At 61.7% G+C, this 21614-nt stretch carries 33 protein-coding genes; 4 read left to right on the top strand and 29 right to left on the bottom strand.

The features are described from left to right. Positions 1-47: 47 nt before the first annotated feature. Positions 48-833, top strand: a complete 786-nt coding sequence (locus SX1_RS10400) for a hypothetical protein (RefSeq protein WP_019052943.1) — start codon at positions 48-50, stop codon at positions 831-833. Positions 834-1008: 175 nt separating this feature from the next. Here SX1_RS10400 and SX1_RS10395 read toward each other — a convergent pair whose 3' ends face one another. From SX1_RS10395 to SX1_RS10380, 4 genes are all read right to left on the bottom strand, one after another. Beyond that, positions 1009-1551, bottom strand: a complete 543-nt coding sequence (locus tag SX1_RS10395) for a pseudouridine synthase (protein ID WP_019052942.1) — start codon at positions 1549-1551, stop codon at positions 1009-1011. A gap of 3 nt (positions 1552-1554) precedes the next feature. Beyond that, a complete protein-coding gene (locus tag SX1_RS10390; protein WP_019052941.1) occupies positions 1555-2691 on the bottom strand; it encodes a cupin domain-containing protein in 1137 nt (378 codons plus the stop codon). A 40-nt stretch (positions 2692-2731) separates the two neighbouring features. After that, positions 2732-3415, bottom strand: a complete 684-nt coding sequence (locus SX1_RS10385) for a hypothetical protein (RefSeq protein WP_017182594.1) — start codon at positions 3413-3415, stop codon at positions 2732-2734. Between the two features lie 163 nt (positions 3416-3578). Beyond that, positions 3579-3965: a PH domain-containing protein gene (locus SX1_RS10380; protein WP_017182593.1), complete on the bottom strand. Its 387-nt coding sequence runs from the start codon at positions 3963-3965 to the stop codon at positions 3579-3581. A gap of 146 nt (positions 3966-4111) precedes the next feature. Here SX1_RS10380 and SX1_RS10375 point away from each other — a divergent pair, with 146 nt between their 5' ends. Next, positions 4112-4666, top strand: a complete 555-nt coding sequence (locus SX1_RS10375) for a hypothetical protein (protein ID WP_019052939.1) — start codon at positions 4112-4114, stop codon at positions 4664-4666. A gap of 198 nt (positions 4667-4864) precedes the next feature. Then, positions 4865-5578, top strand: a complete 714-nt coding sequence (locus tag SX1_RS10370) for a hypothetical protein (protein WP_019052938.1) — start codon at positions 4865-4867, stop codon at positions 5576-5578. Positions 5579-5599: 21 nt separating this feature from the next. On the opposite strand, the gene SX1_RS10365 is transcribed toward SX1_RS10370, so the two are convergent. The 5 genes from SX1_RS10365 to lepA all read right to left on the bottom strand — a co-directional run bounded on the left by SX1_RS10365 (position 5600) and on the right by lepA (position 9667). Further along, positions 5600-5935, bottom strand: a complete 336-nt coding sequence (locus SX1_RS10365; protein WP_019052937.1) for a type II toxin-antitoxin system PemK/MazF family toxin — start codon at positions 5933-5935, stop codon at positions 5600-5602. After that, positions 5929-6186, bottom strand: a complete 258-nt coding sequence (locus tag SX1_RS10360; protein WP_019052936.1) for an AbrB/MazE/SpoVT family DNA-binding domain-containing protein — start codon at positions 6184-6186, stop codon at positions 5929-5931. The genes SX1_RS10365 and SX1_RS10360 overlap by 7 nt, the downstream gene beginning before the upstream one ends. Before the next feature lie 358 nt (positions 6187-6544). Then, complete coding sequence (locus SX1_RS24230; protein ID WP_157410177.1) at positions 6545-7306, bottom strand: hypothetical protein; 762 nt, start codon at positions 7304-7306, stop codon at positions 6545-6547. Between the two features lie 79 nt (positions 7307-7385). Continuing rightward, entirely contained in the window at positions 7386-7787 is a 402-nt protein-coding gene (locus SX1_RS10345; protein WP_019052934.1) for a hypothetical protein, read from the bottom strand. A gap of 71 nt (positions 7788-7858) precedes the next feature. Beyond that, positions 7859-9667, bottom strand: a complete 1809-nt coding sequence (gene lepA, locus SX1_RS10340; RefSeq protein WP_017184048.1) for a translation elongation factor 4 — start codon at positions 9665-9667, stop codon at positions 7859-7861. A 189-nt stretch (positions 9668-9856) separates the two neighbouring features. Here lepA and SX1_RS10335 point away from each other — a divergent pair, with 189 nt between their 5' ends. Continuing rightward, positions 9857-10627 carry a CsgG/HfaB family protein gene (locus SX1_RS10335; RefSeq protein ID WP_026002559.1) on the top strand — a complete coding sequence of 257 codons (771 nt, stop codon included), beginning with the start codon at positions 9857-9859 and terminating at the stop codon, positions 10625-10627. Between the two features lie 42 nt (positions 10628-10669). Here the strand turns inward: SX1_RS10335 and SX1_RS10330 are convergent, their stop codons facing one another. The 20 genes from SX1_RS10330 to rpsS all read right to left on the bottom strand — a co-directional run bounded on the left by SX1_RS10330 (position 10670) and on the right by rpsS (position 21612). Beyond that, the gene (locus SX1_RS10330; RefSeq protein ID WP_026149656.1) at positions 10670-11701 is read right to left on the bottom strand and encodes an acyltransferase family protein; all 1032 of its coding nucleotides are present in this window, start codon (positions 11699-11701) and stop codon (positions 10670-10672) included. A 110-nt stretch (positions 11702-11811) separates the two neighbouring features. Continuing rightward, positions 11812-12345, bottom strand: coding sequence for an SRPBCC family protein (locus tag SX1_RS10325; RefSeq protein WP_019052932.1), 534 nt, complete (start codon positions 12343-12345; stop codon positions 11812-11814). A 38-nt stretch (positions 12346-12383) separates the two neighbouring features. Then, positions 12384-13040 carry an adenylate kinase gene (locus SX1_RS10320; RefSeq protein ID WP_026149655.1) on the bottom strand — a complete coding sequence of 219 codons (657 nt, stop codon included), beginning with the start codon at positions 13038-13040 and terminating at the stop codon, positions 12384-12386. Positions 13041-13086: 46 nt separating this feature from the next. After that, entirely contained in the window at positions 13087-14451 is a 1365-nt protein-coding gene (gene secY / locus SX1_RS10315) for a preprotein translocase subunit SecY (protein ID WP_017184043.1), read from the bottom strand. A 194-nt stretch (positions 14452-14645) separates the two neighbouring features. Further along, positions 14646-15179 carry a 50S ribosomal protein L15 gene (gene rplO, locus SX1_RS10310; RefSeq protein WP_017184042.1) on the bottom strand — a complete coding sequence of 178 codons (534 nt, stop codon included), beginning with the start codon at positions 15177-15179 and terminating at the stop codon, positions 14646-14648. Positions 15180-15315: 136 nt separating this feature from the next. Next, positions 15316-15495, bottom strand: a complete 180-nt coding sequence (gene rpmD, locus SX1_RS10305; RefSeq protein ID WP_006960339.1) for a 50S ribosomal protein L30 — start codon at positions 15493-15495, stop codon at positions 15316-15318. Between the two features lie 5 nt (positions 15496-15500). After that, positions 15501-16226: a 30S ribosomal protein S5 gene (rpsE, locus tag SX1_RS10300; protein ID WP_017184041.1), complete on the bottom strand. Its 726-nt coding sequence runs from the start codon at positions 16224-16226 to the stop codon at positions 15501-15503. A 2-nt stretch (positions 16227-16228) separates the two neighbouring features. Next, on the bottom strand, positions 16229-16582 hold the full coding sequence (gene rplR, locus SX1_RS10295) for a 50S ribosomal protein L18 (RefSeq protein ID WP_017184040.1): 354 nt from the start codon (positions 16580-16582) through the stop codon (positions 16229-16231). 1 nt (position 16583) lies between these two features. After that, positions 16584-17117, bottom strand: a complete 534-nt coding sequence (gene rplF / locus SX1_RS10290; protein WP_017184039.1) for a 50S ribosomal protein L6 — start codon at positions 17115-17117, stop codon at positions 16584-16586. Further along, positions 17117-17512 (bottom strand): 30S ribosomal protein S8, encoded by a 396-nt coding sequence (gene rpsH, locus SX1_RS10285; RefSeq protein WP_017184038.1) that lies wholly within the window; start codon positions 17510-17512, stop codon positions 17117-17119. Before rpsH ends, rplF begins: the two co-directional genes overlap by 1 nt. Positions 17513-17524: 12 nt before the next feature. Beyond that, positions 17525-17830: a 30S ribosomal protein S14 gene (gene rpsN / locus SX1_RS10280; protein WP_017184037.1), complete on the bottom strand. Its 306-nt coding sequence runs from the start codon at positions 17828-17830 to the stop codon at positions 17525-17527. Positions 17831-17894: 64 nt separating this feature from the next. Continuing rightward, positions 17895-18470 (bottom strand): 50S ribosomal protein L5, encoded by a 576-nt coding sequence (gene rplE / locus SX1_RS10275; protein ID WP_017184036.1) that lies wholly within the window; start codon positions 18468-18470, stop codon positions 17895-17897. Then, positions 18470-18781, bottom strand: a complete 312-nt coding sequence (gene rplX, locus SX1_RS10270) for a 50S ribosomal protein L24 (protein WP_017184035.1) — start codon at positions 18779-18781, stop codon at positions 18470-18472. The genes rplE and rplX overlap by 1 nt, the downstream gene beginning before the upstream one ends. Further along, positions 18781-19149, bottom strand: a complete 369-nt coding sequence (rplN, locus tag SX1_RS10265) for a 50S ribosomal protein L14 (protein WP_006960322.1) — start codon at positions 19147-19149, stop codon at positions 18781-18783. The genes rplX and rplN overlap by 1 nt, the downstream gene beginning before the upstream one ends. Before the next feature lie 164 nt (positions 19150-19313). Continuing rightward, positions 19314-19577 (bottom strand): 30S ribosomal protein S17, encoded by a 264-nt coding sequence (gene rpsQ / locus SX1_RS10260; RefSeq protein WP_006960320.1) that lies wholly within the window; start codon positions 19575-19577, stop codon positions 19314-19316. 12 nt (positions 19578-19589) lie between these two features. Beyond that, positions 19590-19793 carry a 50S ribosomal protein L29 gene (gene rpmC, locus SX1_RS10255; RefSeq protein ID WP_006960315.1) on the bottom strand — a complete coding sequence of 68 codons (204 nt, stop codon included), beginning with the start codon at positions 19791-19793 and terminating at the stop codon, positions 19590-19592. 4 nt (positions 19794-19797) lie between these two features. After that, a complete protein-coding gene (gene rplP / locus SX1_RS10250; RefSeq protein ID WP_006960313.1) occupies positions 19798-20229 on the bottom strand; it encodes a 50S ribosomal protein L16 in 432 nt (143 codons plus the stop codon). Positions 20230-20250: 21 nt separating this feature from the next. Further along, positions 20251-20946, bottom strand: a complete 696-nt coding sequence (rpsC, locus tag SX1_RS10245; RefSeq protein ID WP_017184034.1) for a 30S ribosomal protein S3 — start codon at positions 20944-20946, stop codon at positions 20251-20253. Between the two features lie 4 nt (positions 20947-20950). Beyond that, positions 20951-21337: a 50S ribosomal protein L22 gene (gene rplV, locus SX1_RS10240; RefSeq protein WP_006960310.1), complete on the bottom strand. Its 387-nt coding sequence runs from the start codon at positions 21335-21337 to the stop codon at positions 20951-20953. Then, a complete protein-coding gene (gene rpsS / locus SX1_RS10235) occupies positions 21337-21612 on the bottom strand; it encodes a 30S ribosomal protein S19 (protein WP_017184033.1) in 276 nt (91 codons plus the stop codon). The genes rplV and rpsS overlap by 1 nt, the downstream gene beginning before the upstream one ends. Positions 21613-21614 lie beyond the last annotated feature (2 nt).

Raw genomic sequence — 21614 nt, 5'->3', positions numbered from 1 at the left:
ACGCATGTAAAGACCTGCAGATTTGCTGGGACCGAGGAACACTGTAGATGGCGGATGTTGAAAAGCTGATTGGTCGAGCTACGTTAGCGGTTCCAGTTTTACACGTCCTCACATGCGGTATCTACATCGCAGGATACTCCGCCGGCTTCGGTGGAAATATTGGCGGTATGTTTTCTGCGTCGGATTTTTTTACAATCACTATTCAGCACCTTATTATGATCTACGTGCTCGGACTTATATTTCCAACTGGCTTCATACTACTGCGACATAGGGCAGGAAAAACCTACGCGGCTGATGAAATCGAGCGCGAAGAGAACCCAACTCGCAAGACGCGCCTAATCTCTGACAGGAAGTTTATAGTCGGATTTATGGATTGGTTTCTGCCATCCGTAGGATTGGTCATGATAGCGATGCTATTTTGTCAATTTTGGACAGGAGCGCGGATTGAATACTATATGACTTTCAACATGATTTTGTTGGCATTAATGCCAACTTGGTGGCGGTTGGCAAGTTATTTTCGGTTCTATGGACTTCCTGCCGAAATAACATGGTGTGTATTCGTTTTCATAATTGGCGTCTTAGGGGTCGGCTTGAATGCAGGCGATAAAGACCGTCGCGCCCCTTATATGTTTCTCGCCAACGGTCACATGCGATGCAAGGAGCAGGTCATTTTGAACCCGATTGGGGATCGGTTTATTTCAGTTACGGCAGATAACCGCCGACACATCGTTGCTGATGACTGCAATGTGCGCTTCGATTTTGAGGCCGCGCCGACATTCGCAGAAGGGTCGCTTTATGACCTTGTAAGCGCGAAACTGTTTCCTTCCCCTTGAGGAAACGCGAAGTGCAAACGGCTGCAAGCCCGCCGATCTGTCACGACAGAACGACAGTCAGGTAATCGCACAAAAAATCAAAGCTGCGTCATCGTGCAGACAACATTGTTGGCGTCAGTTTTGAGGCTAAATTCAGAGATATATAAATGACGTCAATTGCTCGTTTACCGCCCCCTCACCCAACCTCGCGCCATTCCCCCGGCTGCACCCCCTCCAGCGTCCATTCCCCGATCGCCCAGCGCACCAGCCTGAGCGTCGGATGCCCCACCGCTGCCGTCATGCGCCGCACCTGCCGGTTCTTGCCCTCCCTTATCGTCAGGCTGATCCAGCAATCGGCCACGGTCTTGCGAAAGCGCACCGGGGGGTCGCGGGGCCAGAGCGCCGGGTCGTCGATCCGTTCGGCCTCGGCGGGCAAGGTCCGCCCGTCCTTCAACGTCACCCCGCGCCGCAGCGCGTCGAGCGCCGCCTCGTCCGGTTCGCCCTCTACCTGCGCCAGATAGGTTTTGGGCATTTTGAAGCGGGGGTCGGCGATCCGCGCCTGCAGGCGGCCATCGTCGGTCAGCAGCAACAGCCCTTCGCTGTCCGTGTCCAGCCGCCCGGCGGGATAGACGCCCGGCACATCGATATAATCCTTGAGCGTCTGCCGCTCCGGCCCATTGGGTTCGGGGGTGAACTGGCACAGGACATTGAACGGTTTATTGAATAATATCAGCGCCATGGCCTAAACCTCTTCCTCAAAAGCCAGGCTGCCCTGATTGACCAGCATGGTCAGCAACGCCAGCCCGGCATCGGACGGATCGGCGCTCACATGATCCTGCGCGCAAAGCGTTTCGGCCAGCGCCGCCACGCCGCCGGCACAATCGAAACATTCGCCATCGACGAACAGCAGCAGCCCGTCGCCCTGCCGCACGAAGGAAAAGCGGCTGGCGGGATTGCGGCACAGCGCCGCCCCTTCCGCCAGCATCGCCGCGACATCGCCCGCTTCCATCGGCTCTTCGGGGCGCCAGTCGGTATCGGGATATTTGGGGCTGCTGCTATACTGGCCGAACCAGCGGGCAAAGGCGGTGCGGTCGGCCAGCGCCTCCGTCACCAGCGCGTGCAGCCGGTCGATCGCGGCGGGCGCGATCTCGCCCGGATTGGCCTGCCGCGCCAGATCGGGATCGGCATAGCGATCCTCGTCCGGCATCGTGTCCACCAGCGTTTCGGACCAATGTTCGACCAGTTCGGCGCGCGATGGCGCGCGAAAGCCGATCGAATAGGTCATGCAGTCATCCCCCACAGCGACGCCATGATGGGCGATGCGCGGCGGCACGTACAGAATGTCGCCCGGTTCCAATATCCATTCCTGTTCCGGAACGAAATCGGCCAGCAGGCGCAGATCGTCATGCGGCAAAAGCGGCGTGGTGGAATCGCACAAGGCCCCCACCTGCCAGCAGCGACGCCCCAGCCCCTGCACCAGGAACACGTCATATTGGTCGAAATGCGCGCCCACCCCGCCGCCATCGGTCGCGTAGCTGACCATGACATCGTCGATCCGCCAGTTGGGGACGAAGCGGAACGGATCGATCAGCGCCGCGACCTGCGGGACATGATGGTCCACCGCCTGCACCAGCAATGTCCAGGGGAGCGCGCCCAGTTGGCCAAAGCGGGTTTCGGGCAGCGGCCCGCTCTCCATCGCCAGCCGATCATCGCCCAGCGTGATCAGCCGCGATTCCACGCCCTCCTCGCACGCCAGCCCCGCCAGCTCGTCCGGCTCCAGCGGATTGCGCCACTCCCCCCACGGGTTGCGGATGAGCAGCGGCTTTTTCTGCCAATAGTCGCGCAGGAACAGGGCGGGATCGAAATGGGAAAGCTGCATCACCAGCCCTTGCCCCTATCCGCCCCCGCTGTCAAAACCCTTACATCTCCAGCCCGATCAGCGTCCCGCTGCCGATGCGGTCGACATGGCGCTTGCCGTCGATTTCCAGCCAGTCGGGCGTCACTTCCAGCCGCCGCCCCCGGATCGTCGTGCGCAGATGTTCCACCGCGATCCTGTTGCGCGACACGATGCGCAGCACCGCAAGGCCGTCGCCGCGCGACGCCATCATCGAATAGCGGTCGCCGCGCAGCAGGAAGTGCCAGCTGCCATCGGTCGGCAGCCATTCATTGCCGTCGATCACCTGCACCGGCTCGCCATCGGGCGCGCCCAGCCGCACGCTGATCCGCGTCGCGCCATTGGTGCGGCGGGGCGGGGCAAAGATCAGGATCGGCTCGCCATCCAGCGTGATGGGGATCGGCGTGTCGCGCAACAGGCGCGATCCGCCGACGATCAGTTGCGGCAATTCGGCAGAAAAGGGCAGACGGTCCCGCGCAAAATGGCGCTGGCGCACGACCGGATTGGCGTGAAAGCTATGCACCTGCGTCGCGGTCAGCCGCCCTTCCTCCACCAGCCCGTGGCATGTCGGGCACAGCAACGTCGCGCCGTTGCTGTCGGGCAAGCTCAGATAGCGATAGATGGTCACCCCGCACCGCACACAGGCAAAGCCGCAGGCCTGCCTTATGTCCGCGCGCTGCTCGGCCGTCAGTTCCGTCAGTGACGGCATCACTCGCAAGCCCATGCAGACGACCCCTTGTCCGCGCCGCGCCACATCATGCGGCCCGGCGTTGCTCCTTCTGGCGTCCTCTGCGGCTGGGAACTCTTCCGGTCCCTCTATCTGCTATCGTTGAAATATATGCGTCAAAGTCAAGGGGTAGCGTATAAATCCCCTATCGCTGTGGCAACAGGTCCAGATTGCGCGCGGCGGCGATGGCGCGGATTCGGCCGGGCCGGGGCATATTCTTGATCGCGATTTCGGCCATATCGCCCGCGCTGAACAGCTCGACATGGCCGACGTCGAAGATGCGCTGGCCCAGCGATTGCGTGATCCGCACGCTGCGAATGCTCGACAGGGCGATCTCGGTGCGCTGCTTGGCCAGCAGCCCCCGCTCCATCAGCACCTCCCGCTCGCTCAGCGCCAGCCGCTCGCCCTTGTGCATCACCCACCACACCGCGATGGCCAGTATGCCGACGACCGACACCAGCAACAGCATGAACAGCACGGGATGCGCCCGGAACATCGCGGGATGCTCATCATATAACCAGCTCTCGCTCATGCCGCCTCCTGCGCCTGGAACGCGCCGTTTTGATCATGCCCCCGCGCCATCGTCAAGCGGCCGATCCGCTGATCCGCCCCGCAGGTTGGTTAACGAAATCTTCGTGAAAATCGGCTATCCACATATAGGATAGTGGAAAACCGACCATGGCACATAATCTCTACGAACCGGGCGATCGCACCTTCGACCCATCGGGCGCCTGGCTGCATGACAGGCAGGACGGCCCGGCCACCATCGTGGCGGGCGGGATCATCCTCGTCGCGCTGGTGATCGCGGCGGCCGCCATCCTGCTGTTCAAGGATCTGATGCCCGCTGCCGATCATGGCGCGGTCGCTGCCCGGCCGACCATTTCCGAACAGTTCGGACTGTGCGACGATCTGACCGGCGATGCCTGCGTCCTGTCGGCGGACAGCTATGCCTATAAGGGCCATTATTATCGCCTGGCCGACATCAGCGTCCCCAGCCAGATCGGCGCCAAATGCCCGGACGAAGCCGAACGGGCGCAGCAGGGGCGCATTGCGCTCGCCGCGATGATGAACGGCGGCGCGTTCGAGGCCCGGCCCGATCCCATAGACCCGGACCCGGCGGCCAGGGTGCTGGTGCGCGACGGCGTGTCGATCGGCCAGTTGATGATCCTCAAGGGCCATGCCCGGCCCTGGTCGCCAAAGCCGATCCACTGGTGCGCGGGCCAGCCGCGCTGAGCCTCTGTCCCGACATGCGCGCAAGAGCGCATGTCGGTTGCCGCACCGGCCCTCACCCCCACCCGACCGCCCACAGAGTGTATCCTGAATGGGAGGTCGGGTGGGGTTCAAACGAGGCACGTGACTCGTTTGAAGGCCGGTGCGGATACGCCAAAAAATACTGTCCTACATATAACCATATAGGTTATATGGCCCGCCATGACCAGCCGATCCCTTCCGCGCGCCACGGTGCAGCCCGTCCATCTGGATTTCACCCCCATCCCTCGCCGCTATCGCCATGATGGCTGGACGCCGGAGCGTCAGCGCGCCTTCATCGCCGCGCTGGCGGAAACCGGATCGGTCAAGCACGCCGCCCAGCGCGTCGGCATGTCGACCGATGGCGCCTATCAGTTGCGACGGCAAAAGGGCGCCGACAGCTTCGCCGCCGCCTGGCTCGCCGCGCTGGATCAGGGGGTGCAGCGGCTGGAGGACATCGCGCTGGAACGGGCCATCAACGGCATCGAAGTCCCGGTGTACAGCTATGGCAAGCTGGTCGGCACCCGCCGCGTCTTTAACGACCGGCTGCTCATGTTCCTGCTGCGCAACCGCGCGCATGATCGCTATCCCGAAGGCGCGATCCGCGGCGCATCCCGCCCCGTCGACATCGAAGCGCTCAAGCTGGAATGGAAGCGCGAGGAAATGCGCCCCGGCGGCGAGGCCGATCTGGCCGTCAAGGCGGTGATCAAAGAGGTCGAACAGTTGCGCGCCGAAGAGGAAGCCAACCGCCGCAACCCGCGCGGCCGCATCACCATAGAGGGCGACGAACGCGAAGCCTTCGACCGCTGGCGCGCCGCAACCCAAGGCCTCGCCCTGCCAGCCCCGGACACGGACGCACACGCCCGACGCGATGGGCCGCAGGCGCGGACGTTTTGAGGGGGGTGTGGCGAACCGTCGTCAAGCCGCGAACATCTGCCCCAATATCCGCAAAAGCGCCGCGCCGCTCGCCGCATCGACCCGGCCCAGCCGCTTCACCAGCCGCACCTTGTCCACCGTCCGCATCTGATCGGGCAGGATCAGCCCGTCCTTGCCCTTGAACCGCAGCGCCACCCGGAACGGCGCAGGGCGACTCCCCGTCGTCATCGGCGCGACGATCACCGTGCGCAGATGTGCGTTCAGTTCGTCGGGCGACACGATCACGCAGGGGCGGGTTTTCTGGATTTCGCTCCCCACCGTCGGGTCGAGCGCCGCCAGCCATATCTCGCCGCGCAGCATCGCCGGGCCTGTCACCATGTCAGGTCCGCATCGCCCTCGACAGCGAAACCGGCCCAGTCCTGCGCCTCATCATCACCTTCCGCCCCGATCGCCTGCGCTACGCCTGCCCAGCCGGCCCGCTGATCCATGGCCACAGGCGTCGCCACGATCCGCCCGTCCTCAGCCCGAATATCCAGCGCCTGCCCGGTCGTCAGCCCGATCTCCCCCAACAATGCCTTGGGCAGGATGATCCCCGCACTATTCCCCATTTTCCGCACAACCGTTTGCATGGCCTACTCCTTTCCGGGCGGGATCGCCCATGACATCGCCTGATCCCTCACCGTCATGCTGAACTTGTTTCAGCATCCATCCCCCGTCACGCGCAGCGGCCTGATCTGGAGACTGTCCGGTGACTCGAAAACCAGCGCGGCTGCACCCATCCAACAGGGACGAGGGTAACGCACCGTTTCCCAATGCAATTCCTGCTCCAGAACAAAGCCTACCATAAGTAGTCAGTTATTACAACGTTATAACAGTTGGGCGTGTTTGGGTGGGGAATTGATCCCATAGCACGGTTGCTTTGAAGCACGCACCTCAATGGTCACTGCGACCCGTCAATTCCAAATTGATAGTCGATGGTCAAAAACATTAACCTCGCTTCATGTTGATTGCCACTCCCGAAAGAAAACCTGCAATTCCGGGCAAGCCACAAGCCGATAGAACAGCAAGTATTGTCGCGGAAAATGCGTAAGGTATGGGATCATCACGAAGTGCTTTTGCTGCTCGTTTCGCGTATAGCGCGGCCTCGCTGGCGAAACCTTCATTATATGAATCGGCTAGATTTCCACGACTTGCCGCATCAAGCAAATTGCCAATGGCCCTATGTAGCGCGCGCAGGCTTTCAAGAGCATCCTCCGTTCCCTCAAGGGGAGGGCCGCCATTATGACGAGGCATTTCCAATACAGATATCAGGCGTTCTACGGCATGTTGGGCGATCGGCATCAACGTCCGCACCGCCAACACTCGATCTGTGGGCTTGCTTGCCCCTGTCCATGCGGAGGAGTCGTAGCCTGGTAGAGTTAATTCAGTATTTTCAAAGAATTGCAATCGCTCTGCGGTCGTCAAAGTCGGCTCGAATTGACGACGAACTTCAACGCGCCGAGGTTCCCACTGGGGTGAAAAACTCTTTAGAGTCGGCCACATTGCGCCCAAGTCGCGATGCCGCTTAACGAAACGAGGAATGACCTCGCCGTATGCAGGATCGCTTAGAAGTATTTGACGAAGCTCCTTATACTCGGAATTAAGCTCGTCATTTCGCACGCCTTCAGCCGCTGCAAGAAGGACGTCTTGCAACCGAAGTATTGCATCCAAGTCATTATCAAATTGGGTATCATCGAGCGGCAGAGGCATATGCCACTATACCTAAATATAGAGCGCCGAAAACTGCGATCGTTAGCTTTCGAGAAACGAGAATTTGGGTCTCTGCCCCCTACCCCATCCTCCCCCACACCGCCGCCAGCACCTCCCGCGCCAGTCGCGCATAGTCGGCGCAGGCCGCCTGCATCGCCGTGCCGCTATCTCCGTCGCGCCAGCCGCCATAGCAGTGCCGGTTCTGCGCCGCGCGCATCGTGCGCAGCCGCCCGCGCTCGACGCCTGCCAGCCCCAATTGGCCGCCAGCCCGTCGCCATGCCTCCGCCGCGCTGAAAATGCGCCGCCCCGGATGGATGCCGGGGTCGCGCCCTGCCGCTGTGCCCAGCCGGTCGATCCGCTGCGCCTCGACAATCATGTCGGTCAGGAACAGGTCCAGTTCGCGCAGGCCATTGCCGATCAGCCGGGCGGGCATCGCGCCACGCCGCCGGATCGCCGCGTCGGGGCATTGGCCCAACGACATGCCATTGGCCAGAAACGCCGCCGCCCGCTCGATCCGGTCCAGTTGGCCGGTCAGGGCGGCGTGCGCGTCGGTCAGTTCTCGTCGCCCATCCGCAGCGCGGCGATGAAGGCTTCCTGCGGAATCTGGACCGATCCATATTCGCGCATCCGCTTCTTGCCTTCCTTCTGCTTGTCGAGCAGCTTCTTCTTGCGGCTGATGTCGCCGCCATAGCATTTGGCGGTCACGTCCTTGCGCATCGCGGCGATGGTTTCGCGGGCGATCACCTTGCCGCCGATCGCGGCCTGGATCGGGATTTTGAACAAATGGCGGGGGATCAGGTCTTTCAGGCGCTCGCACATGCCGCGCCCGCGCGATTCCGCCGATCCGCGATGGACGATCATGCTGAGCGCGTCGACCGGCTCTGAATTGACCATGATGCTCATCTTGACCAGGTCGCCCTCGCGATAGCCGATCTGGTGATAGTCGAAGCTCGCATAGCCGCGGCTGATGCTCTTCAGGCGGTCGTAAAAGTCGAACACCACTTCGTTGAGCGGCAATTCATAGGTCACCTGCGCGCGACCGCCGACATAGGTGAGGTTCTTCTGGATGCCGCGCCGGTCCTGGCACAGTTTCAGGATGGACCCCAGATATTCGTCGGGGCAATAGATGATCGCCTCGATCCACGGCTCCTCAATCTCGTCGATCTTGGTCGGGTCGGGCATGTCGGCGGGATTGTGCAGCTCGATCTCGCCCGCGCCATAGGTCAGCTTGATCTTGTACACCACCGACGGCGCCGTGGTGATCAGGTCCAGATCATATTCGCGGGTCAGCCGTTCCTGAATGATTTCCAGATGGAGGAGGCCCAGGAACCCGCAGCGGAAGCCGAAGCCCAGCGCGGCGCTGCTTTCCATTTCGAAGCTGAAGCTGGCATCGTTCAGGCGCAGCTTGCTGATGCTGTCGCGCAATTTGTCGAAATCATTGGCGTCGACCGGGAACAGGCCGCAAAACACCACCGGCTGCACTTCCTTGAAGCCCGGCAGCGGCGCGGTTGCGCCATTTTTGACCGTGGTGATGGTGTCGCCCACGCGGGTCTGGGCAATTTCCTTGATCTGCGCGGTGATGAAGCCGATTTCGCCTGCCGCCAGTTCGGGCAGCTGTTCGATCTTGGGCCGCATGCAACCGACGCGGTCGATGAGATGTTCGGTGCCGCCGATCATGAACTTGATCGCCTGCCCCTTCCTGATCACGCCATTGACGACGCGGACCAGGATGACGACGCCCAGATAGGGGTCGTACCAGCTGTCGACCAGCATCGCCTCCAGCGGCGCGTTGCGGTCCCCCTTTGGCGGCGGGATTTTCTGGACGATGGCTTCCAGAATCTCGTCGATGCCGATGCCCGATTTGGCGCTGGCCAGCACCGCTTCGGACGCATCCAGGCCGATGACATCCTCGATTTCCTTGCGCACCTTTTCCGGTTCCGCGGCGGGCAGGTCGATCTTGTTGAGCACCGGCACGATCTCATGATCATGCTCGATCGACTGGTAGACATTGGCCAAAGTCTGCGCTTCCACGCCCTGCGCCGCGTCCACGACCAGCAGCGCGCCCTCGCACGCGGCAAGGGAACGGCTGACCTCATAGGCGAAGTCGACATGGCCCGGCGTGTCCATCAGGTTCAGCTCATAGGTCTGGCCGTCTTTCGCGACATAGTCCAGGCGCACCGTCTGCGCCTTGATCGTGATCCCGCGCTCCTTCTCAATGTCCATATTATCAAGGACTTGGGCGCTCATCTCGCGGTCGGACAGGCCGCCGGTCCGCTGGATCAGCCGGTCCGCCAGCGTGGACTTGCCATGGTCGATATGGGCGATGATCGAAAAGTTACGGATGTGGCTAAGCTCAGTCATTGCGCGCCGATAGCAGGTGTCATCGGCTCTGTCAGCAGGATCGCGAAAGCCCCGTCCGATAAGATGACAATGGCCGTCACCCCCACCCCGCTCCGCTCCGCTTGGAAGCATGACGGCGCTATGATATGATGCGCGAAAATATCGGGGCGCGCACAAATTCAGATCAAGCAACAAACGGGGTTCTTGAAAATGCGTGTATTAAAGACGTTGACAGCCGCTACGGTCTGTCTGGCACTGGTCGCGCCGCAAGCCATTGCCGCTGACAAGGGGTCGTCGGGTCGTCAGGCCCAGACGAAAAAACAGATGGAAATCCCCCGCTGCACCAAGCGCCTCGGCACCGTCGCAATCGTCGAGCCGGACAATCAGTGGTGGCGCGAACTGAGCCTGGGCAGCCCGGAAGCGATCATCAAACTGTTTGTCCAGCAGTCCGGCTGCTTTGGCCTGGTCAATCGCGGCCGGTCGATGGCCAGCCGCAATCTGGAACGCGCCATGGCGGATTCGGGCGAATTGCAGGCGGGCAGCAATCTGGGCAAGGGTCAGGTCAAGGCTGCGGATTATTTCATCCAGCCCGACATCGTGACCACCAACAAGAATAGCGGCGGCAATGCCTTTGGCGGAATGCTCGGCGGGATGCTGGGCGGCCGGGTCGGCGGCGCGCTGCTGGGCGGCATATCGATCAAGAAGAGCGAAGCCAACGTCATGCTGTCGGTCGTCAATGCGCGCACGACCGAAGAGGAAGTGATGGCGGAAGGCTATTTCCGCAAATCGGACCTCAGCTTTGGCGGCGGTGGCGGACTGGGCTGGATGGGCGGGCTGGCTGCGGTCGGCGGCGGCGGCTACCAGAATACCGATATCGGTCAGGTCATCGTGCTCGCCTATCTGGACGCCTATACCAAGATGGTGACGCAGATGGGCGGACTGCCCGAAAATGCGGCTGCGGCAGCACCTGTCGCACGATAGGATCAGGAGGGGCGCGGCCGGTCTGTCCGGCTGCGCCCTTTATCAGGCCGGAACGATGGCGACAGCCGGCCCCGCGCGCCGACGCTTCCACCAGCGCAATATCGTCTCCCCCGCTGGCCGTTCGACCGCGCGATTGATCGCCGTTCCCAGCAGCAACGCTACGGCGAAGGCGGCGAAGAAGCCGACCCACGGGCTATAGCCAGCCTTGGCGACCTCCAGCATGACGATGAAACCGACATGCTGATGGATCAGGTAAAAGGAATAGCTGATCCCGCCCAGCCAGACGAGCGGGCGCAGGCTGAGGAAATGCAACCGTCCCGCGATCAACGCTGCGAAGGTTAGGATCAGGACGCAGGCAACGATAGTCACGTCCCAGGTCTCGATCGTCGCCACGGAGGCCAGCGACAGAAGCATATAAGGCGTCTGCTGCCGCCAACTGCGCTGCCCGGCCCATACACGATAGGACAACATGCCGATGACGAAGAAAGGCAGATAGCGCAGCACCAGCAACATGATGATGCGTTCGGGCATGTCGGGCCAGGCGAAATAGAGCCAGCGTATGGCCAGCCACGCCGCCAGCACGGGTTCAAGCCGCTTAAGGCCAGCAAAGCGCCACAGCGCGATCATGCAGACATAGAAGCCGATTTCCACGGTCAGCGTCCAATAGGCCCCGTCGACTTCGGGCATGAACGCGAAGCCCTGCAACATGGTAAAGTTGGCAAGGATCGCCACCGGACCGACCAGCAACTGGGTCGCATGCGCCAGATATTCGATGCCCAGCGTCAGCAGCATGGCGACGATATAGGCAGGGTAAAGGCGCGCAAAGCGGTTGACGACAAAATCGGCGACCGACCCGATCCGGTCGAGCGTGAAGAAGATCGCGAAGCCCGAAATGGTGAAGAACAGCAACACCCGGTAATTGCCGCCGGGAAAGCTGAAAGGGACATGGCTGGCTTGCGGAAACAGCTCGTGGAAGCGAGTGGAATAATGGAAAATCAGCACGCACAACGCCCCGATGCCGCGCAAAGCGTCCAACTCGGTCAGGCGAGTACGGGAGGAAGGCGATCCGGCCATGCTGCGCTATAGCAACATGACAGCAATAAATCCGTTAACATCGTGGTTAACCAGAGCGTCTTAACCCTCTTTTGTTGCTGAATTTTTGCCAGATCGCACCAGTCGATCGGTCAATGTGCCTCCGCCGCACGTTTCAGGCCCTGTAATTGCTCGTTCAGGACCTGATCAACCAATGGAGCAAGTACGGCTGCACCAGCGCGCAGATAGCCGCCGACGACATAGGTCATCGTGACGCGGACGCCCTTGCCCGACGGCTTGATCGTGACATCGAGCGTGCCAGCGACGCCTTCGCTCTGAAGCGGTCCCAGCGCGGCGGACAGGCGCAACTGCTTGTCGGGCACGGCATAGATGACCCGCCCATGTTCAACGCTGCCGGGCTTGCCGGACGGATTGGGCAGGACTTCGTAAAAGCAACCACCGGCGCGCGGGTCCAGCACCATATTGGCCGAATCGCCGCTATAGGTGTGACTGTCACTCCACCAGCGACCGGGCATTGCCAGCAACGCATAGACAGCGCCAGGTTCCGCCGCGATCTCGACACTGCTTTGCGTTGCAAAGCCGATGTCGCTGGTTGCTGTAACAGCGCTATGGGCCGGCGCGGCCATCGCCGCACCAGCCCATAGCAAAAGTCCGATGATGCGCATGATGCCCTCCCCCCGTCGCGTGCGGAGGGCAATCTAGCTCAGGCTGCGCCGCCGTCCAAGATGGCAGCGATTGCAACGCTCACATCGTCCATATCCGCCATGCCATCGACACGCGACACGATGCCGCGCGCTTCATAGATTGGCAGGATCGGCGCCGTCTTGGCACGATATTCGGCCATGCGGGTGCGGACGGTTTCTTCATTGTCGTCGGGACGACGCTTGAATTCCGTGCCGCCGCATTTGTCACAGACGCCTTCGACCTTGGGCTTCTTGAACGTGTCGTGATAGCCTTCCCCGCAGCTGGCGCAGGTGAAGCGGCCGGTAATGCGTTCGACCAATGCGTCTTCGTCGACTTCCAGTTCGACGACATGATCGAGCGAACGGCCGCGCTGTTCCAGGATGGCATCGAGCGAATGGGCCTGCGCCTCTGTCCGCGGATAGCCATCGAAGATGACGCCGGTGTCGGAGGAAAGCGCGTCCAGCGCCTCGCCGATAATACCGGACACGACTTCGTCAGGCACGAGTGCGCCCGATTCCATAAGCGCCTTGGCCTGCAGGCCTACGGGCGTTCCCGCCTTGACCGCAGCGCGCAGCATGTCGCCGGTCGACAGCTGGACCATGCCACGGCTATCGACCAGACGGCTGGCCTGCGTCCCCTTGCCAGCACCCGGAGGGCCAAGCAGAATGATATTCATTGCGCGCATTCTCCCCTGTTGTGCGCCCTGAGCCGGTCTGCGCCAATTAGCGCATACGGCCTTTCAGCTTCGCCTTCTTGATCAGATCCCCATATTGATGGGCGAGCAGATGGCTTTGAATCTGGGTCACCGTATCGACCGTAACATTGACAACGATCAACAGGCTAGTCCCACCAAGGTAGAATGGAATTCCCGCCCGGGCGATGGCGAATTCAGGCACGAGGCAGATGAACGCCAGATAGGCCGCGCCGATCACCGTGATGCGCGTCAGCACATAGTCGAGATAATTTTCGGTATTCTTGCCCGGACGGATGCCGGGAATGAAGCCGCCATTGCGCTTGAGATTGTCCGCCGTCTCTTCCGGATTGAACACCACGGCGGTGTAGAAGAAGCAGAAGAACACGATGCCAAGCCCGTACAGCGCCATGTAGACCGGGCTGCCATGCGACAGATACTGGTTCAGCGTCAGAACGAAGTCGCCCAGCCTGCTCTCACCCGCGACGGTTTGACCCGCGAACTGCGAGATGGTCAGCGGCATCAGCAGCAGCGAGCTGGCGAAGATCGGCGGGATGACGCCGGCGGTGTTGACCTTCAAGGGCAGATGGCTGCGATCCGCCTGCATCAGCCCCTGCCGGGTCTGGCGCTTGGGATATTGGATCAGCACGCGGCGCTGGGCCCGCTCCATGAAGCAGATCAAAAGGACGAGGCCGACAGCCATTACCATGATCAGGAAGATCAGCAGGCCGGAAATCGTGCCTTCGCTGCCCGATTTGAACAGGTTGCTCAACGTCACCGGCAACTGGGCGACGATGCCCGCCATGATGATGAGCGACACGCCATTGCCGATGCCGCGCGAGGTGATCTGTTCACCCAGCCACATCAGGAACATGGTGCCGCCAATCAGCGAGACAACGGCGGTCAGGCGGAACAGCATGCCCGGTTCGATCACCGCAGCGACGCCCGACTGCGCGCCGAACCCTTCAAGCCCGACCGCAATGAAATAGCCCTGGACCGCGGTCAGGCCGACCGTGCCATAGCGGGTATATTGGTTGAGCTTCTTGCGCCCGCTCTCTCCTTCCTTCTTGATCGCCGCCAGCTTGGGCGAGAGCGACGCGCCAAGCTGCACCACGATCGATGCGGTGATGTAGGGCATGACGCCGAGCGCGATCAGGCTCATGCGCGACAGGCTGCCACCGGAGAAGGTGTTGAAAATGTCGAGGATGCCGCCCTGCGTCTGGCTGTAGAGCTGCGACAAGGCGGTCGGATCGACGCCGGGCAGCGGCACGAAGCTGAGAAAACGGAACACGATCAGCGCGCCAAGCGTAAACCACAGGCGCTTCTTGAGGTCGGTCGCCTGGCTGAATTTCGCGAGGCTGAGATTGGATGCGAGCTGGTCGGCTCTCGATGCCATGGTGGCTGCCCTTCAAATCATGCGTGCCGGAGCATCAAGGCCCCGGAGCGGAATCGCTCATCCCTTAGCGGGACGGGTTAGCCGTGTCGAACAGGGAGTTGCCGCGCAAGCGACAAAATACCCCCCCAGATACGTACAGCCCCGCCAACCCATATCGGGCAGCGGGGCCATACATGCAAGTCTGGGACAGCGAATTACGCCTTCCGCGCAGCCTTGGCAGCGGCGAGCGCAGTGCCCTTCTTGGCCTTCGCCTTGTCGGCTGCGGCGACCACTTCGATCACCTCGACCTTGCCACCGGCCTTCTCGACGGCTTCCACCGCGCCCTTGGACGCGCCGGCGACCAGGAAGCTGACCTTGGCGGTCAGTTCACCCTTGGCGAGCAGACGGACGCCATCCTTGCCACCACGGGCAAGCGCGGCGCCCTTAAGCGCGGCATGGTCGATGGTTGCGTTGGCGTCCAGCTTGCCAGCATCGATCGCCTTCTGCACGGCACCCAGGTTCACGATCGCATAATCGTTCGCGAAGATGTTGTTGAAGCCGCGCTTCGGGATGCGCATGTGGAGCGGCATCTGGCCGCCTTCGAAACCGTTGATGGCAACGCCCGAACGCGCCTTGGCGCCCTTCTGGCCGCGACCGGCGGTCTTGCCCTTGCCCGAACCGATGCCGCGTCCGACGCGCATACGGCCCTTGCGGGCGCCATCATTGTCACGGATGTCATTGAGTTTCATATCGTGCACTCGCTTTCGCTATGTTCGCGCTGTCCCCCGATGGGAACCAAAGAGGCCGGGCCGATAGCCCAGCCTTGGAAAAAACGAAAGAGGGGTTGCCCCCTCTTCCGCATCATATCGTCGGATCGAAGGGCTGTTAGCCCTCGACCACCTGCACCATGTGGGGCAGCTTGCGGATGGCACCGCGGACTTCCGCTGTGTCTTCCAGTTCCACCACGCGGTGCATCTTGCCCAGGCCCAGGCCGATCAGAATCTTCTTCTGGTCGGCGGGACGGCGGATCGGCGAGCCGATCTGCTTGATCTTGATCTTGGCCATATCGCTTACTCCGCAATCGCTTCGGCGTCGGCGGCAGCCAACTCGACCGAGGCGCCACCACGACGAAGCAGGTCGGCGACCTTCTTGCCGCGACGCTGCGCCACCGACTTGGGGCTGGTCTGTTCGCCCAGCGCCGCAAAGGTCGCCCGGATCATGTTATAGGGGTTCGACGTGCCGTTGGACTTGGTCACGACGTCCGCAACGCCCAGGCTTTCGAACACGGCGCGCATCGGACCACCGGCGATGATACCCGTACCGGCCGGAGCCGAACGGACGGTCACCTTGCCCGCACCGAAATGGCCGAGGCCATCATGATGCAGCGTGCGGCCTTCCTTGAGCGGAACGCGAACCATTGCCTTCTTGGCAGCGGCGGTCGCCTTGCTGATCGCTTCAGGCACTTCGCGCGCCTTGCCATGGCCGAAGCCCGCACGACCCTTGCCGTCGCCAACGACGACCAGAGCCGCGAAACCGAAGCGCTTGCCGCCCTTGACGGTCTTGCTGACGCGGTTGATGTGAACCAGCTTCTCGATCAGTTCTTCGCCCTGATCTTCGTCGCGGTTGCCACCACGACGATCGTCACGACGGCCACGGCCGCCGCGATCGCCACGGTTGCGATCACCGCCACCGCCACGGTTGCCACGACCGCCACGGCCGGGGCCGCGACCTTCGGTCGGTGCAGCGTCCGCGCCGTCGACGGGCGCAGCGACTTCAATGGTGTTTTCGTCTGCCATGCTCAGAACTCCAGCCCGGCTTCACGGGCCGCATCGGCCAGCGCCTTGACGCGGCCATGGAAAAGGAAACCGCCGCGATCGAACACGACGCGGGTGACGCCAGCCTTGGTCGCGGCTTCCGCCACGCGCTTGCCGACATCGGCAGCCGCATCAGCGGTTGCGCCAGTCTTGCCGCGCACGTCCTTGTCCAGGGTCGAAGCGGCGGCGACGGTGGTACCGGCGGCGTCGTCAATGACCTGGGCGTAGATGTGACGGCCCGAACGATGGACGCTCAGACGCGGGCGATTGCCCGACACGGCCTTAAGGGCGGTGCGAACGCGGCGACGACGCCGCGCGAAGAGGGAAAGCTTTGCCATCTTACTTCTTCTTCCCTTCCTTGCGGAAGATGAATTCGCCGTCGTACTTGATACCCTTGCCCTTATAAGGCTCAGGCTTACGCCAGCGACGGATTTCGGCCGCAACCTGTCCGACCTTCTGCTTGTCGATACCGATGATCTCGACCGTGGTGTTATCCGGGGTCTTGATCTCAATCCCTTCGGGGATCGCGTAATCGACGTCGTGGCTGTAGCCCAGCTGCAACTTCAGGTTCTTGCCCTGCGAGTTGGCGCGGTAGCCAACGCCGGTGATCAGCAGCTTCTTGGAGAAGCCTTCGGTCACACCGGTAACCAGGTTCTGGACCAGCGTACGCTGCATACCCCAGAAGGCGCGCGCCGCTTTGGTCTTGTTGGCAGGCTGCACCGAAATGCCGTCATTTTCCAACGTATAGCTGATCTCGTCGCGCAGCGGCATGGCGAGGGTGCCCTTGGGACCCTTCACCGAGAGCTGCCCGCCCTCGATCGTCGCGGTGACCCCTGCGGGGATCGCGACCGGTTTTTTACCGATGCGGCTCATTAGAACACCTCCGCCAGCACTTCGCCGCCGACATTCTGCTCGCGCGCTTCCGCGTCGGACAGAACGCCGCGGGGCGTCGAGACAATGGTGATGCCCAGGCCGTTGCGCACTACCGGCAGTTCCTTGGAACCCGAATAGACGCGGCGGCCAGGCTTGGACACGCGAGCGACATGCTTGATGGCCGGCTGGCCTTCAAAATATTTCAGCTCGATGCGCAGGCCGGGGTGGGCGCCAAGCGCTTCCTCGGAATAACCGCGGATATAGCCTTCGCGCTGAAGCACGTCGAGAACGCGGGCGCGCAGCTTGGAGGCGGGGGACATAACGCTGTCCTTCTTCGCCTGCTGCCCGTTGCGGATGCGGGTGAGCATATCACCCAGGGGATCGGTCAATGCCATGAGATGATATCCTTACCAGCTCGACTTGGTGACGCCGGGGATCAGGCCCTTATTGGCCAGATCGCGCAGCTGAATACGGCAGAGCCGGAATTTGCGGTAATAGGCGCGCGGGCGACCCGTCAGTTCGCAGCGGTTACGCACGCGAGTGGGGTTACCGTTGCGGGGAATTTCCGCCATCTTCAGACGCGCGATCAAACGATCACCGTCGTCAGCATTGGTATCATTTGCGATCGCCTTGAGCTTTGCATAACGGCCGGCATATTTCTTCACCAGCTTCTTGCGACGCTCATTCTTGTTGATCGAACTCAGTTTCGCCATGACTTAAGTTCTCTTCCTTAGCTAATGCGTTGGGAGAGAAGCCGGGCCAAAATCCCTAAGGATTTTAAGCCGCCTGCTTCTCTTCTTCCTGCGGGAAGGGGAAACCGAACAGGCGCAGCAGCTCGCGCGCCTCGTCGTCCGTCTTCGCGGTGGTGGTCACGATGATGTCCATGCCGCGCACCTTGTCGACGCGGTCATAGCTGATCTCCGGGAAAATGATCTGTTCCTTGATGCCGAAGGCATAGTTGCCACGGCCGTCAAAGCTCTTGGGGTTCAGACCACGGAAGTCGCGCACGCGGGGGAGCGCGATGTTGATCAGACGATCCAGGAATTCATACATGCGCTCGCGGCGCAGCGTGACCTTGGCACCGATCGGCATGCCTTCACGCAGCTTGAACTGCGCGATCGACTTCCTCGCCTTGGTGATGACCGGCTTCTGGCCGGCGATCAGTTCCATTTCCTCGGCGGCCTGGGTGACCTTCTTCTTGTCCTGGGTCGCTTCGCCCACGCCCATGTTGAGCGTGATCTTTTCGATCCTGGGGACTTCCATGACGTTCTTGTAACCGAACTTGGCGGTCATCGCCTTGGCGATTTCAGCGTCATAGAGCGCCTTGGAGCGCGGAATATATTTGTCGGCCATTACAGCACCTCACCGGACTTGACGGCGACGCGAACCTTCTTGCCGTCGCGCTCCTCGAAACGAACGCGGGTCGGCTTGCCGTCCTTGTCGGCGACCGCCACGTTCGAGATGTGGAGCGGCGCAGGCTTGCGCTCGATGCCGCCCTGCGGGTTCGACTGGTCGGGCTTGCGATGCTTCGCATGCACGTTGATGCCTTCGACCAGGACCTTGTCGTCCTTGGGCATCACCTGAAGGACAGCGCCGGTACGGCCCTTGTCCTTGCCAGCCAGGACGACGATCTTGTCGCCCTTCTTGATCTTAGCAGCGCTCATTACAGCACCTCAGGGGCTAGGCTGATGATCTTCATGTGCTTCTTGGCACGCAGTTCACGAACCACGGGGCCAAAGATACGGGTGCCGATCGGCTCCTCGTTCTTGTTGATCAGCACAGCGGCGTTACCGTCGAAACGGATGACCGAACCATCGGCGCGCCGAATGTCCTTGGCCGTACGCACGATGACGGCGCGATGAACGTCGCCCTTCTTGACCTTGCCGCGCGGAGCCGCTTCCTTGACGGAGACGACGATGATGTCGCCAACGCCGGCGAAGCGCCGCTTCGACCCGCCCAGCACCTTGATGCACTGGACGCGCTTGGCGCCGCTATTGTCCGCGACGTCAAGATTGGATTGCATCTGGATCATGGATCCGGTTCCTTCTTATTTGGCCTACCGGAAAAATTCCGGCGGTTCCGAATTTCGTGCCTGGACCCTGTGAGTCATACGCGAAGCGCGGGCCTGTAACCTCTTCTGAACGAAAAGGCCAGCCCCGCGTCGCAATTAGACTCAAAGAGTCGGTGACCTATCCCTCAGGCCGCCGTTTCCGGCGACTTGTGGGTGTCCACGCGCTCGATGACCTTCCAGGTCTTGAGCTTGGAAATCGGGGCGGTTTCCTCGATGCGGACCGTCTCGCCTTCCTTGTAGACATTGCCCTCGTCATGGGCATGATATTTTTTCGAACGGCGGATGATCTTGCCGTAGAGCGCATGCTTAACCTTGCGCTCCACGCGAACGACCACCGTCTTGTCGGTCTTGTCGGAAACCACAGTTCCCGTCAGCACGCGCTTGGGCATCGTGTGGTTCCTTTACTTGGCAGCGGAGCTGTTACGCTCCGTCTGCAGGGTCTTGATCTGCGCGATCGACCGGCGGACTTCCTTGACCCGGCTGGGCTTTTCCAGCTGGTTGGTGGCCGCCTGGAAACGCAGGTTGAACTGCTCGCGCTTCAGGTTGTTCAGCTCGGTCGACAGCTCGTCGTCCGTCTTGGTCTTGAGATCAGCAACTTTCGCCATGACCTTAGCCCTCCAGATGCGAGGTGTCGCCGAGGCGGGCAACAACCTTCGTCTTGATCGGCAGCTTCATCGCGGCACGCGAGAAAGCCTCAGCTGCGAGCGGACCGGGCACGCCGTCCAGTTCGAACAGGATGCGGCCGGGGGCGACGCGGGCCGCCCAATATTCGACCGAACCCTTGCCCTTGCCCTGACGGACTTCAGCCGGCTTTTTCGTCACCGGAACGTCGGGGAACACGCGGATCCACAAACGGCCCTGGCGGCGAATGTGACGGGTGATCGCACGGCGAGCCGCTTCGATCTGGCGCGCGGTGATCCGTTCCGGCTCCATGGCCTTCAGGCCGTAGGCGCCGAAGTTCAGCGCAGTGCCGCCCTTCGCATCGCCCTTGATCCGGCCCTTGAAGGTCTTGCGGAACTTCATTTTCTTCGGTTGCAGCATGACGCTATACCCTATTCAAAATCAGCGCGCCGGGCGCACGCCGGAGGTCTGAGCCTCCAGCATGAGCCGGTCGGTCGCGAACGGATCATGGCCGAGAATCTCGCCCTTGAAGATCCACACCTTGATCCCGCACACGCCATAGGCGGTGTGCGCGGTGGCTTCGGCATAGTCGACGTTCGCGCGCAGCGTGTGCAGCGGAACGCGGCCTTCGCGATACCATTCGACGCGCGCGATTTCCGCGCCGCCCAAACGGCCGCCACAGGTGATCTTGATGCCTTCAGCGCCCAGACGCAGCGCCGACTGCACCGCACGCTTCATCGCGCGACGGAATGCAACGCGGCGTTCCAGCTGGTCGGCAATGCCCTGCGCGACGAGACGGCTGTCGACTTCCGGCTTGCGGATTTCGACGATGTTCAGCGACACGTCGGACGAGGTCAGCGCGCCCAGCTTCTTGCGAAGCTTCTCGATGTCTGCACCCTTCTTGCCGATGATGACACCCGGACGGGCGGCATAGATCGACACGCGGCACAGCTTGGCGGGACGCTCGATCACGACCTTGGAGATCGCGGCCTGCGGCAACGTCTTGAAGATGAACTGGCGGATCTTGAGATCTTCCAGCAGGAGACGACCATAGTCGGCACCTTCGGCGAACCAGCGGCTGTCCCAGGTACGGTTGATCTGGAGACGCAGACCGATCGGATTGCTCTTGTGACCCATGTGCTTAGGCCTCCGCTTCTTCGCCAGCTTCACGCACGACGATGCGCACGCGGCTGTAAGGCTTGAGGATCCGGGTCGACTTGCCGCGGCCACGGGCATGGAAGCGCTTGAGCGTGAACGCCTTGCCTACCGATGCTTCCGCGACGACCAGCGCGTCGACGTCCAGATTGTGGTTGTTTTCTGCGTTGGCGATAGCCGAAGCCAGCACCTTGCGCACGTCGACCGCCATCGCCTTCTTGGAGAAGGCGAGGATGTTCAGCGCATCTTCGACCTTGCGGCCGCGGATGAGCGTGGCGACCAGGTTCAGCTTCTGGGCCGAACCACGGATCTGCGTGCCAACGGCCAGCGCTTCATTGTCGGCGACGCGACGCGGAGCTTTTTCCTTGCTCATTAGCGCTTGCCCTTCTTGTCGGCGGCGTGGCCGGGGAAGAAGCGGGTCGGAGCGAATTCGCCCAGCTTGTGACCCACCATTTCCTCGTTCACGGAGACCGGAACATGCTTGCGGCCGTTATAGACGTTGAACGTCAGACCAACGAACTGCGGCAGGATGGTGGAACGACGCGACCAGGTCTTGATCGGCGCACGGCCACCCGCGTCCTGCGCGGCTTCCGCCTTCTTCAGAAGGCTGAGGTCCACGAACGGACCTTTCCAGACGGAACGAGCCATCT

It is taken from the genome of Sphingobium xenophagum NBRC 107872, assembly GCF_000367345.1.
In the GTDB taxonomy this organism is placed as follows: domain Bacteria; phylum Pseudomonadota; class Alphaproteobacteria; order Sphingomonadales; family Sphingomonadaceae; genus Sphingobium; species Sphingobium xenophagum.
The sequence above is the reverse complement of the archived record's forward strand: the minus strand, read 5'-3'. Positions and strand labels throughout refer to the sequence as shown.